The organism is Flavobacterium cellulosilyticum (genome assembly GCF_004349355.1).
GTDB classification, from domain to species: Bacteria; Bacteroidota; Bacteroidia; order Flavobacteriales; family Flavobacteriaceae; genus Flavobacterium; species Flavobacterium cellulosilyticum.
Genome location: NZ_SMFK01000004.1, coordinates 1 through 12,917, shown reverse-complemented (window position 1 = coordinate 12,917; position 12,917 = coordinate 1). Strand labels below are relative to the sequence as shown.

At 37.3% G+C, this 12,917-nt stretch carries 8 protein-coding genes, 2 tRNA genes and 3 rRNA genes; 5 read left to right on the top strand and 8 right to left on the bottom strand.

What is annotated here, in order from left to right; genetic code table 11:
• Window positions 1–34 precede the first annotated feature (34 nt).
• Window positions 35–598 carry a nucleotide exchange factor GrpE gene (locus tag E0F76_RS08170; RefSeq protein WP_407920983.1) on the bottom strand — a complete coding sequence of 188 codons (564 nt, stop codon included), beginning with the start codon at window positions 596–598 and terminating at the stop codon, window positions 35–37.
• A 362-nt stretch (window positions 599–960) separates the two neighbouring features.
• Window positions 961–1,425, bottom strand: a complete 465-nt coding sequence (locus tag E0F76_RS08165; RefSeq protein ID WP_132004053.1) for a DUF4442 domain-containing protein — start codon at window positions 1,423–1,425, stop codon at window positions 961–963.
• Window positions 1,426–1,656: 231 nt separating this feature from the next.
• On the opposite strand from E0F76_RS08165, the gene E0F76_RS08160 reads away from it, so the two are divergent.
• The 5 genes from E0F76_RS08160 (at window position 1,657) to E0F76_RS08140 (ending at window position 6,136) form a co-directional block, all read left to right on the top strand.
• A complete protein-coding gene (locus tag E0F76_RS08160; protein WP_132004051.1) occupies window positions 1,657–2,112 on the top strand; it encodes a DUF4870 domain-containing protein in 456 nt (151 codons plus the stop codon).
• A 311-nt stretch (window positions 2,113–2,423) separates the two neighbouring features.
• Window positions 2,424–2,756 (top strand): PadR family transcriptional regulator, encoded by a 333-nt coding sequence (locus E0F76_RS08155; RefSeq protein ID WP_132004048.1) that lies wholly within the window; start codon window positions 2,424–2,426, stop codon window positions 2,754–2,756.
• A 2-nt stretch (window positions 2,757–2,758) separates the two neighbouring features.
• Entirely contained in the window at window positions 2,759–4,474 is a 1,716-nt protein-coding gene (locus E0F76_RS08150; RefSeq protein WP_132004045.1) for a PspC domain-containing protein, read from the top strand.
• Window positions 4,475–4,476: 2 nt separating this feature from the next.
• A complete protein-coding gene (locus E0F76_RS08145) occupies window positions 4,477–5,217 on the top strand; it encodes a head GIN domain-containing protein (RefSeq protein WP_132004042.1) in 741 nt (246 codons plus the stop codon).
• A gap of 82 nt (window positions 5,218–5,299) precedes the next feature.
• Entirely contained in the window at window positions 5,300–6,136 is an 837-nt protein-coding gene (locus E0F76_RS08140) for a GIN domain-containing protein (RefSeq protein ID WP_132004039.1), read from the top strand.
• A 68-nt stretch (window positions 6,137–6,204) separates the two neighbouring features.
• Here the strand turns inward: E0F76_RS08140 and trxB are convergent, their stop codons facing one another.
• From trxB to E0F76_RS08110, 6 genes are all read right to left on the bottom strand, one after another.
• Entirely contained in the window at window positions 6,205–7,149 is a 945-nt protein-coding gene (gene trxB / locus E0F76_RS08135; protein WP_132004036.1) for a thioredoxin-disulfide reductase, read from the bottom strand.
• A gap of 173 nt (window positions 7,150–7,322) precedes the next feature.
• A 5S ribosomal RNA gene (gene rrf / locus E0F76_RS08130) occupies window positions 7,323–7,432 on the bottom strand.
• 132 nt (window positions 7,433–7,564) lie between these two features.
• Window positions 7,565–10,452 (bottom strand): 23S ribosomal RNA (locus E0F76_RS08125).
• 209 nt (window positions 10,453–10,661) lie between these two features.
• A tRNA-Ala gene (locus E0F76_RS08120) sits at window positions 10,662–10,735 on the bottom strand.
• Window positions 10,736–10,891: 156 nt separating this feature from the next.
• Window positions 10,892–10,965: transfer RNA gene (locus E0F76_RS08115), tRNA-Ile, on the bottom strand.
• A gap of 188 nt (window positions 10,966–11,153) precedes the next feature.
• Window positions 11,154–12,667: ribosomal RNA gene (locus tag E0F76_RS08110) — 16S ribosomal RNA — on the bottom strand.
• The 16S, 23S and 5S rRNA genes sit together here with 2 tRNA genes alongside, the layout of an rRNA operon.
• Window positions 12,668–12,917: the final 250 nt, after the last annotated feature.

Sequence of the window (12,917 nt, the reverse complement as noted above, 5' to 3'; positions counted from 1 at the left end):
TTTTTATTTGATACAGACGCATCTAAATGTGTCTCTACTGTCCTATTACCACTTTTGGAAAACGAATAATTTTATCCCCCAATTTGTAACCTTTTTCTAAAACGTCAACAATTTTACCTTTCATTTTTGCAGATGGAGCAGGAATTTGTGTAATTGCTTCAGCAAAATCAGCATCAAAAGTATCACCAGCACGAACTTCAACTTCTTCAAGACCTTTAGAAACTAAAGTACTTTTAAGTTTGTCAACGATTAGTGCCACTCCTTTTGTTAATAATTCATCATCCGATTTATTGATTTCTACCATTGCTCTATCAAAATCGTCTAATACAGGAAGCATGGCTAGCAACACTTCTTGATTTGCGGTTTTGAATAATTCAATACGCTCTTTTGTAGTTCTTCTTTTGTAATTTTCAAATTCTGCAAACAATCTTAAAAATTTATCTTTTTCAGAAGCTAAATCTTGTGACAATTGTTCTTCTCTTGTTATTTCTTCTACTCTTTCTTCTATAGTTGAATCCAAAATGTCCGAATTTATTTCGCTGTTTTCTACTGGAGTTTTATCAACAATTTCGTCATTTAGCGTGTTTTCTGTTGTCATGCTTGTATCGTTTTTAAAAATATTTTTAAACTTCATTTTATTATTTTTTTTTAATGCAAAAGTACTGCCAAATCTTCTATAATGTCAAATTGTCACACACTTATTATTAATTACTGACTTCTGAAATTGATTGTTTTTTGTAAATAAATAGCAAATCCATTTTTAAGGGGAGAAATTTTAATATAATTTTAAGACTATCACCATTTAGTTTGTATAAATTTGTAGAAATTGAGTTCCAACTAAGAAAATTAAAACAAACTTTAAGGTTAGCAAAAGCTTCTAAAAAATTATTAATTCACTTTACCTTATATTAAAAAAAGCTTCGATAATTATCGAAGCTTTTTTTTTGATCCAGTTTGTCCTTATTTTTTATTCGATTTTGTCCTGACACTCCATTCAAAATCCATTTCTGACACTTGTTCTCCTTTTTCGTTTGTTCCAATGGATTTCATCCAAAATGTTTGACCTTCACCATTGGTTATTGCTTTTTGAACAGCATCTTCAGCAATTTTACCATCAATACACTTAAAAGTGATGAGACCAGTTGCTTTTTTGGAGAAATTGCTTTTGTTATTAGCAACCAACATAGATATTGACATCCCACTTTTTTGAGTTTGAATCATTACCAAAGCTCCTGTTGATAGTTCTGCTGCCATCGCTTGAACTGCAAAATACATAGAGCTAAACGGATTTTGATTTATCCAGCGATGTTTAACAGCTACCAAACATTTCTCATCATCAATATGTTGTACTCTCACACCACAAATATAGGCTGATGGCAATTTAAAAAACAAAAATTTATTAAGTCTGCCTACTGATATTTTCATTATGAATTATTTTATATGGTAAAAATACTGAAAATGAAGCTACTAATTTATGTTTTAAATTTATTTGTTTAAACACTAATTTTTACTGTATTTACTACTAATTCAATCGAATACAGAAATAATAGACAAAACTAATATCTTAATTTTAAGTTAATTTTTATTACTATGCTATACAAGATACTGTCTTTTAGCTATATATTTGTATAAGAAATTACTATATACTTTTAAATTATGGAAACAACTAGAGAAATTAATACCGGAACATTTATTCATTTAAGCACTTTAAGTCAGTTTTTTATCCCTTTTGGAAATTTTATTTTTCCAATAATAATTTGGACCTCTAAAAAAGACAAATCAGAATTTATTGATTATAACGGAAAGCAGGTGATTAATTTCCAATTGAGTATAATGTTATACACTTTGGTACTTGCCATGATTGCTATTCCAATATTTATACTTGCTGTTTTTAACAACATTCCATTCCACTCTATTGTCAATAATCATGACATTATTTTTGAATGTATAAATAACAAAAACATCATTGGAATTGCAATTGTTGCCTTAATCTCCATTCTTATATTTATTAGTTTGAAAGTTGCTGAATTTTTATTGATAATTTACGCTTCATTAAAAACAGCAAATGGAGAAAAATACAAGTATCCATTGAGTATCTCGTTCATAAAATAGACATCAAACAATCTAAAAAAAAAGAATTAGTAATCCCATAATTTTTGGTTGCAATCACAACCAAATTATTTGCACAACAAATCACAATAATTGAAATGATAAAAACAGCCGAGAATCAATTTAAAATTGTGCAAATGAAAAAATGGAAGAAAGAGTACAATCTAATTAAAATTAATTAGCAAAAAACCAATCAAATTAGTTACTGCAACTTATACCGAAAATTAATCATCATCACCCGAGCCAAAAGCGAACTGGCGAAGCAATCAAAAAATGAACAGTTTTATTAAATCAAAAAAACTAAAAACAACATCATGAACATTGAAAACACAAAAGCCCAAATGCGTAAAGGTGTTTTAGAGTTTTGCATTTTGTCAGTACTAAAAGACAAAGAGGCATATACTTCAGAAATATTAGAAACCTTAAAAAGCGCCAAATTATTGGTTGTGGAAGGAACGGTTTATCCGCTACTTACCAGATTGAAAAACGACGGATTACTCAATTATCGTTGGGAAGAATCTTTGTCAGGTCCACCAAGAAAATATTATGGATTAACCGAAATTGGACATACCTTTTTAGACGAATTAAATAGTACTTGGACTGAATTGTCTGATGCTGTAAACTTAATCACAACACAAAAACAATAGTCATGAACAAAACTGTAAACATAAATTTAGGTGGAATGTTCTTCCATATTGATGAAGATGCATACCAAAAACTAACCCGCTATTTTGACGCAATTAAAAGATCTTTATCAAACTCCTCTGGACAAGACGAAATCATTAAAGATATTGAAATGCGTGTCTCTGAATTATTAACAGAGAAACAAAAAACAGAAAAGCATGTTGTAAGCATAAAAGAAGTCGATGAAGTAATTACAATAATGGGACAACCGGAAGATTATCGAATTGATGACGAAGGAACTGAGTATACTTCAACAAATTATTCCTATTCAAAAACAAGAAAATTGTACCGCGATAAAGAAAACGGCATGATTGGAGGCGTTTTGGCTGGTTTAGGTCATTATTTTGGAATTGACAAAGTTTGGCTAAGAATTTTCTTTTTGATACTGTTTTTTGCATGGGGAACTGGAGTTATAGCCTACATAATCCTTTGGATTGTTATGCCAGAAGCAACAACAACTGCTGAAAAATTGGAAATGACTGGTGAACCAGTGAACATATCAAATATAGAACGAAAAGTGAGAGAGGAATTTGAGAATGTATCGGAAAAAATTAAAAACACCAATTATGATGAACTCGGTAATCGTGTTAAATCTGGAGCCGAAAGAGTGGGGAGTTCATTTGGGGATTTTATTATAGCCGTACTTAGAGTTTTTTCTAAATTTCTTGGGGTAATTTTGATCATGATTGGTCTATTTATTTTGGCGGCTTTATTCATAGGTGTATTTACTTTAGGTTCATCTTCATTTATCGATGTGCCTTGGCAAAATTTTATTGAAGCTGGTAATTTTACCGATTATCCTATTTGGACTTTTGGATTATTGATGTTCTTTGCTGTTGGAATTCCTTTCTTTTTCTTATCTCTATTGGGATTCAAATTATTGTCTCCAAAATTAAAATCAATAGGACCTATTGCAAAATACACCTTATTGGCCATTTGGTTAATATCGGTTTCACTTGCAATCTCAATAGGAATAAAACAGGCAACAGCTTTTTCAGTTGATGGAAGAGTGGTTCAAAAAACAACCATCAATATAAAACCAACCGATACAATTTTTATTAAATTCAAATACAATGAAAATTTTTCTAAAGATATTGACGAAAATAACAATTTTAAAATCAAGTTGGATTCTGCAGGAAATGATGTAATTTATTCAAACAATATCCAATTTAAAATAGTACAAACTGATCAAGAATTGCCCTATATTCAAATTGAAAAAGAGGCAAAAGGAAAAACTCTTTTCGAAGCCAAACAAAGAGCTGAGAAAATTAAATATAAATTTGCAATAGACGGTAATCATTTAATTTTGGACAATTACTTACTATCTGATTTAAAAGACAAATTTCGCAATCAAGAGATAGAAATTACTTTATACTTACCAATAGGAAGCTTATTAAAAGTGGATAAATCATTAGTAAATTATGACAGAACTGATGGCGAATACTTTTTGTGGAACCCTAAGCAAATTGATGCTGTTTACAAAGTAGATACTAACAAAATACGTTGTACTAATTGTCCAAATGACGAAAAGAACAATGATGAATTAGACAATGGTCAGGAAAACGATAGTATTGTTACAACAACGGTAACAGTTAATGGGGAAGTTGTAAAGGTAAAAGAAAAGGTTAATAAAAGGGGATTATCGATTAATAAAGACGGAATAATAATCAAAACAAAATAGTTATGATTAAACTAATCACAATAATTACAAAATTTATAATAGCGACATTAATTGCTTTGCTATTTGCTTCCTGTAATTTTTTTGTAAATTCTAATTCTAGAATAAAAGGAAATGGAAACATTACTACAGAAAACAGATCGGTATCTCAATATTTCAAAAGTATCGAGGTGAAAAATGGGATAAAGGTTATTGTAGAACAATCAGACAACAAATCCATAACAGTTGAAACGGATGAGAATTTACAAAAAAATATTATCACCAAAGTAGAAAATGGGGTTCTGATAATTGAGTCTGATAAAAGCTATAATTCTGAAGAAACACCAGTTGTAAGAGTAGAACTGCCCATAATAAAAGGTTTGGCGGCCAGCAGCGGTTCTGAAATCACAAGTAAGGGTACTTTAATTACCGATGACATTAATGTAAAATCAAGTAGTGGAAGTGCGATTAGCATTAAAGTAGAAGCCGATGCTATTACAGTAGAAAGCTCCAGTGGAAGCACAATTGAAGTTAACGGAAAAGCATTAAAATTAGAAACATCCGCTTCTAGTGGAAGTGAAATTAATACCAAAACCCTTTTGACAAACGAAGTGATATCAAAAACATCCAGTGGTAGTAGCACATCTGTATATCCTATAGTAAAACTAGAAGCAAAAGCATCAAGCGGAAGTTCTATAAATTATTATACAACACCAAAAATACTTACAAAAGAAGAAAGTTCTGGAGGAAGCATTAATCAAGAATAATTCTTTCTTAATGCCATAAATCAATTAAATCATCTGACAAAAACGGATGATTTTTTTTATATTTGTAAAAACAGTACTTGAAATGAAAAAACAAAACTTCCTCATACTACTTCTACTAGTAAACACATTAGTATTGGCACAAAAAAAAGAAAAAATAAAAGGTTCTAATATTGTTACTATAGAACAAAGGGAAATCGGCAATTTTGATTCAATTGAAGTGAGTGACAATATTGAAGTTTACTTACACAGAGGTGAAAAATCGGAATTAAAAATTGAAGCTGATGATATTCTTCACAGTATTATTAGTATTGATTTACTTGGAAATACACTTCGCTTAACCACCTCTAAAACTGCCTATCGTTATAAAAAGCTTAGCGTTAGAGTTACCTATACCAAGGATTTAAAGATGATCACCGCTAAAGATGATTCAAAAATAAATGCCATTCAAGAAATTCAATTAAACGACATTACGATAAATGCCCTCGATAATTCAGAATTTAATTTGAATGTTAATACAACCAATTTTATTTTAAAATCCGATGACAAATCTAAAGCGGAACTCAATTTAAAATCGGAAAACGCAACTTTTCAAATAAGTAAAAAAGCAACTTTAAAAGCCTTAGTTTCTTCTTTAAATTTAAAATGTGACCTCTATGAAAAATCTATAGCAACACTTGAAGGTGATATCACCAATGCCAACATTCGATTGGATAATAATTCCGAATTAACTGCAAAAAATCTTGTGATAAAAAATATCGATTTACTAACTGAAAGTTATTCAAAAGGCAGCGTCAATTCTAATACTAATATTACTATTGATGCTTCAGGTAATTCTGAAATTCTTCTTTATGGAGATCCAAAAATAGAAATAAAAAGATTTGTAGACAGTGCTAGTATTAACAAACAACCTTCAAAATAGCTCAAAATAAAAAAGTCTCAAATTTGAATTTGAGACTTTTTTTTATCAATAAATTGAAAGGCTATTTTTTATAAAGCAGCCAAATATCTTTCAGCATCCAATGCAGCCATACAACCGGTACCAGCAGCAGTAATTGCCTGACGATACACATGATCAGCAGCATCACCAGCAACAAATACACCAGCAACATTCGTTTTTGAAGTCCCAGGAATATTAATTATATATCCTGTTTCATCAAGAGTTAAATAATCTTTAAAAATATCTGTATTCGGTTTATGACCAATAGCAGCAAAGAATCCTGTGACTGGAATGTCATAAATTTTATCAGCACTTTTGTCTTTTACTTTTACACCAGTAACAACTTGTCCATCTCCTAAAACTTCAACAGTATCATGATTCAATAAAATTTCAATGTTTTCCGTTTTACGAACACGTTCTTCCATGATTTTAGAAGCTCTAAATTTTTCACTTCTAACTAACATGGTTACTTTTTTACAAAGTTTTGACAGATAATGTGCTTCTTCACAAGCTGAGTCACCAGCTCCTACAATAACAACATCTTGATTTCTATAGAAAAATCCATCACAAACAGCACAAGCCGAAACTCCACCACCAATTTTCAAGTAATGTTGTTCTGATTCAATACCTAAATATTTTGCAGATGCCCCCGTCGAAATAATTACAGTTTCGCAATGTAATTCGATCGTATCATTAATCCAAACTTTATGCACCCCGTTTGAAAAATCAACCTTAGTTGCCCAACCATCGCGTATTTCAGCTCCAAAGCGTTCTGCTTGTTGCTGCAATTGTATCATCATTTCTGGACCAGTAACACCATCAACATAACCTGGGAAATTTTCAACTTCATTAGTTGTCGTTAATTGACCTCCAGGTTGCATTCCTTGATACATTACGGGATACATATTTGCTCTAGCAGCATAAATGGCTGCGGTATAACCTGCAGGCCCTGAACCAATAATAAGACATTTTATTTTCTCGATAGTAGTAGACATAATAGTATTTAATTTATTTAAAGACGCAAAAATAAGTCATAAATAGCGCATAATTAAATTTGCCAAGCCTTTTTTATCATAATTCAAGTATAAATGTAAAATACAAATTAAAATAGCTTAGCAATGCAAGAAAACAAAAAACCCTGTTTCGTAAGAAACAGGGTTTTTCAAAAGAAAGGCGACGACATACTCTCCCACATAACTGCAGTACCATCTGCGCAGGCGGGCTTAACTACTCTGTTCGGGATGGGAAGAGGTGAGCCCCGCCGCAATAACCACCCCTAGGACACTTTCGACTTTTGACTTTTGACTTTCAGACTGTCCGCGCGGCGGACAAATATCTTAACATACTGAGATAAAGAAAAAAGTATTGAATTAGAAAGTTTCTTCCCTGAGTTGCCCCAGGGAAAAGGGTGTACATAAGCTTACGGATTATTAGTACTACTCGACTATGACATTACTGCCTTTACATCTATAGCCTATCAACGTGGTCATCTCCCACGATCCTTAAAAGAAATCTCATCTTGTGGTGGGTTTCGCGCTTATATGCTTTCAGCGCTTATCCCTTCCAAACGTAGCTACTCTGCGATGCTCCTGGCGGAACAACAGATACACTAGAGGTTTGTCCAATTCGGTCCTCTCGTACTAGAATCAGATCCACTCAAATTTCTTGCGCCCACAGTAGATAGAGACCGAACTGTCTCACGACGTTCTGAACCCAGCTCGCGTGCCACTTTAATGGGCGAACAGCCCAACCCTTGGGACCTTCTCCAGCCCCAGGATGTGACGAGCCGACATCGAGGTGCCAAACCCCCCCGTCGATATGAGCTCTTGGGGGAGATCAGCCTGTTATCCCCGGCGTACCTTTTATCCTTTGAGCGATGGCCCTTCCATGCGGAACCACCGGATCACTATGCTCTACTTTCGTACCTGATCGACCTGTATGTCTCTCAGTCAAGCTCCCTTATGCCATTGCACTCTACGCACGGTTACCAAGCGTACTGAGGGAACCTTTAGAAGCCTCCGTTACTCTTTTGGAGGCGACCACCCCAGTCAAACTACCCACCAAGCAATGTCCCCCGCAAACGCGGGGTTAGGCCCTAGATAAACAAAGGGTTGTATTTCAACAATGACTCCACAACGCCTAGCGACGCCACTTCAMAGTCTCCAACCTATCCTACACATCATTTATCCAAGGTCAATACTAAGCTATAGTAAAGGTGCACAGGGTCTTTTCGTCCCACTGCGGGTAAACGGCATCTTCACCGTTACTACAATTTCACCGAGCTCATGGCTGAGACAGTGTCCAGATCGTTACACCATTCGTGCAGGTCGGAACTTACCCGACAAGGAATTTCGCTACCTTAGGACCGTTATAGTTACGGCCGCCGTTTACTGGGGCTTCATTTCAATGCTTCTTCTTGCGAATAACATCTCCACTTAACCTTCCAGCACCGGGCAGGTGTCAGGCCCTATACTTCATCTTACGATTTTGCAGAGCCCTGTGTTTTTGATAAACAGTCGCCTGGACCTCTTCACTGCGGCCAGCATTGCTGCTGGCGACCCTTCTCCCGAAGTTACGGGTCTATTTTGCCTAATTCCTTAGCCATGAATCTCTCGAGCACCTTAGGATTCTCTCCTCGACTACCTGTGTCGGTTTGCGGTACGGGTACTTATAATCTGAAGTTTAGAGGTTTTTCTTGGAAGCCCTTAGGCGCACTATCACTTCAACCGAAGTCTCCGTGTACTATCGTATTTCCCCAAGCCGCGTGGATTTGCCTGCGCAGCTTATAGGTAGGTACTTCAACGAACTATTCCGTCAGTTCGCGGCGCTTTCATCACTCCGTCACCCCATCACAATTATAACTAGTACGGGAATATTAACCCGTTGTCCATCGACTGTCCCTTTCGGGTTCGCCTTAGGTCCCGACTAACCCACAGCTGATTAGCATAGCTGTGGAAACCTTAGTCTTTCGGTGTGCGGGTTTCTCGCCCGCATTATCGTTACTTATGCCTACATTTTCTTTTCTCACCGGTCCAGCATGCTTTACAACACACCTTCTACCCTGTGAGAATGCTCCCCTACCACGTATAAATTTAATTATACATCCATAGCTTCGGTAATATGTTTATGCCCGATTATTATCCATGCTCGTCCGCTCGACTAGTGAGCTGTTACGCACTCTTTAAATGAATGGCTGCTTCCAAGCCAACATCCTAGCTGTCTGGGCAGACAAACCTCGTTCTTTCAACTTAACATATATTTGGGGACCTTAGCTGATGGTCTGGGTTCTTTCCCTCTCGGACTTGGACCTTAGCACCCAAGCCCTCACTGCTGGTAAACATTATATAGCATTCGGAGTTTGTCAGGAATTGGTAGGCGGTGAAGCCCCCGCATCCAATCAGTAGCTCTACCTCTATATAACTTATAACCAACGCTGCACCTAAATGCATTTCGGGGAGTACGAGCTATTTCCGAGTTTGATTGGCCTTTCACCCCTACCCACAGATCATCCCAAGACTTTTCAACGTCAACGGGTTCGGACCTCCACTTTGGGTTAACAAAGCTTCATCCTGTCCATGGGTAGATCACACGGTTTCGCGTCTAACACTACTGACTAAAGCGCCCTATTCAGACTCGCTTTCGCTACGGATCCGTGGCTTAACCACTTATCCTTGCCAGCAACGTTAACTCGTAGGCTCATTATGCAAAAGGCACGCCGTCACCCCACGAAAGGGCTCCGACCGCTTGTAAGCGTATGGTTTCAGGATCTATTTCACTCCGTTATTCACGGTTCTTTTCACCTTTCCCTCACGGTACTGGTTCACTATCGGTCTCTCAGGAGTATTTAGCCTTAGCGGATGGTCCCGCCAAATTCAGACAGGATTTCTCGTGTCCCGCCCTACTCAGGATACCACTATCGTTATCTTCTATTACTTATACAGGGCTATCACCTTCTTTGGCTCTACTTTCCAGTAGATTCTAATTCTATCCGCAACAAATGTCGTGGTCCTACAACCCCAATATTGCCGTAACAACATTGGTTTGGGCTAATCCGCGTTCGCTCGCCACTACTTACGGAATCACTTTTGTTTTCTTCTCCTCCGCCTACTTAGATGTTTCAGTTCAGCGGGTTTGCCCACCTATCGGTGTACTAGATCTTCAATCTAGTGGGTTGCCCCATTCAGGTATTTACGGATCGTATCGTGTGTGCCAATCCCCGTAACTTTTCGCAGCTTATCACGCCTTTCATCGCCTCTGAGAGCCAAGGCATCCCCCATACGCCCTTATTTTGCTTATTGTACCAATCATAAATTTAATTATGACCGTTTTTGTTTGTTCTTTACTACTAATAGTAAAAAACACTTTCTACTTGTAATATTTTTCTTATCTCAATATGTCAATGAACTTTTCTCTAGGCAATAGTTAATAGCCATAAGGCATTACTATTGCTTCGTGTGTCTAGTTTTTAAACTTTTGCCTATTGGCTTTTGCCTAATTACTAAACTAGTGGAGAATAACGGAGTCGAACCGTTGACCTCCTGCGTGCAAGGCAGGCGCTCTAGCCAGCTGAGCTAATCCCCCAATATAGATATTAGATTTTTTGAATTCAGATTTTAGATTTTGAATTGTAGTTCTAATTTCTTTTGGTTGAATTCTCAACTTCTAAAATTTCCTTTGTTTTAATGAACGTGTTTATGCTTTTTTTTAATCTAAAATCTTAAATCTTAAATTAAATAGTTGTCTCGGACAGACTCGAACTGTCGACCCCTACATTATCAGTGTAGTACTCTAACCAGCTGAGCTACGAGACATCAGTATTGTAGATTTTTTGATTTCTGATTTTAGACTTATACTCTATACGAGTAATCTAAAATCTTAATTCTAAAATCTTAAATTAATATGAACTAACAGCGAGAGTAATTAAATCTTGGACTCTTTCCAATAAAATCTTCGTCTTCTTTCCTAAAAGTGTTGCAAGCAACTAACATTTAGGCTCTAGAAAGGAGGTGTTCCAGCCGCACCTTCCGGTACGGCTACCTTGTTACGACTTAGCCCTAGTTACCAGTTTTACCCTAGGCAGCTCCTTGCGGTCACCGACTTCAGGCACCCCCAGCTTCCATGGCTTGACGGGCGGTGTGTACAAGGCCCGGGAACGTATTCACCGGATCATGGCTGATATCCGATTACTAGCGATTCCAGCTTCACGGAGTCGAGTTGCAGACTCCGATCCGAACTGTGACCGGTTTTGTAGATTCGCTCCTGGTCACCCAGTGGCTGCTCTCTGTACCGGCCATTGTAGCACGTGTGTAGCCCAAGGCGTAAGGGCCGTGATGATTTGACGTCATCCCCACCTTCCTCTCAGTTTGCACTGGCAGTCTCGTTAGAGTTCCCGACATGACTCGCTGGCAACTAACAACAGGGGTTGCGCTCGTTATAGGACTTAACCTGACACCTCACGGCACGAGCTGACGACAACCATGCAGCACCTTGTAAATTGTCTTGCGAAAAGTCTGTTTCCAAACCGGTCAATCTACATTTAAGCCTTGGTAAGGTTCCTCGCGTATCATCGAATTAAACCACATGCTCCACCGCTTGTGCGGGCCCCCGTCAATTCCTTTGAGTTTCAAACTTGCGTTCGTACTCCCCAGGTGGGATACTTATCACTTTCGCTTAGCCACTGAGATTGCTCCCAACAGCTAGTATCCATCGTTTACRGCGTGGACTACCAGGGTATCTAATCCTGTTCGCTACCCACGCTTTCGTCCATCAGCGTCAATCCATTAGTAGTAACCTGCCTTCGCAATTGGTATTCCATGTAATCTCTAAGCATTTCACCGCTACACTACATATTCTAGTTACTTCCTAATAATTCAAGCCCTACAGTATCAATGGCCATTTCCCGGTTGAGCCGGGAGATTTCACCACTGACTTATAAGGCCGCCTACGGACCCTTTAAACCCAATGATTCCGGATAACGCTTGGATCCTCCGTATTACCGCGGCTGCTGGCACGGAGTTAGCCGATCCTTATTCTCACAGTACCGTCAAGACATTACACGTAATGTTGTTTCTTCCTGTGCAAAAGCAGTTTACAATCCATAGGACCGTCATCCTGCACGCGGCATGGCTGGATCAGGCTTGCGCCCATTGTCCAATATTCCTCACTGCTGCCTCCCGTAGGAGTCTGGTCCGTGTCTCAGTACCAGTGTGGGGGATCTCCCTCTCAGGACCCCTACCCATCGTTGCCTTGGTAAGCCGTTACCTTACCAACTAGCTAATGGGACGCATGCTCATCTTTCACCGTTGTGACTTTAATAGTGGTTTCATGCGAAACTGCTATACTATGAGGTATTAATCCAAATTTCTCTGGGCTATCCCTCTGTGAAAGGTAGATTGCATACGCGTTACGCACCCGTGCGCCGGTCTCTAGTTCCGAAGAACTATACCCCTCGACTTGCATGTGTTAAGCCTGCCGCTAGCGTTCATCCTGAGCCAGGATCAAACTCTTCATCGTATATTGTACGCTTGATAAATCAAGCTATTGTTATTCGACTCAAATTCTAGTGGTTTTTTAAATCTTTCGACTCTCTTACTCTCTTATATTTGTTCTAAGATCTCTCTTAAAACGGCTGTCAATTCAATATGTCTAAGAACTTTCGTTTTTTTATTTCTTACGCTATTCTTTCGGTTAGCGGCTGCAAAAGTAACTATTCTTTTTTAACTGGCAAGACTTTTTGAAAATCTTTTGAAAAATATTTTTTTTC

Coding starts and splice junctions, on each gene's coding strand:
- E0F76_RS08170 (WP_407920983.1), bottom strand. CDS start 598: ATGACAACAGAAAACACGCTAAATGACGAAATTGTTGATAAAACTCCA.
- E0F76_RS08165 (WP_132004053.1), bottom strand. CDS start 1,425: ATGAAAATATCAGTAGGCAGACTTAATAAATTTTTGTTTTTTAAATTG.
- E0F76_RS08160 (WP_132004051.1), top strand. CDS start 1,657: ATGGAAACAACTAGAGAAATTAATACCGGAACATTTATTCATTTAAGC.
- E0F76_RS08155 (WP_132004048.1), top strand. CDS start 2,424: ATGAACATTGAAAACACAAAAGCCCAAATGCGTAAAGGTGTTTTAGAG.
- E0F76_RS08150 (WP_132004045.1), top strand. CDS start 2,759: ATGAACAAAACTGTAAACATAAATTTAGGTGGAATGTTCTTCCATATT.
- E0F76_RS08145 (WP_132004042.1), top strand. CDS start 4,477: ATGATTAAACTAATCACAATAATTACAAAATTTATAATAGCGACATTA.
- E0F76_RS08140 (WP_132004039.1), top strand. CDS start 5,300: ATGAAAAAACAAAACTTCCTCATACTACTTCTACTAGTAAACACATTA.
- trxB (WP_132004036.1), bottom strand. CDS start 7,149: ATGTCTACTACTATCGAGAAAATAAAATGTCTTATTATTGGTTCAGGG.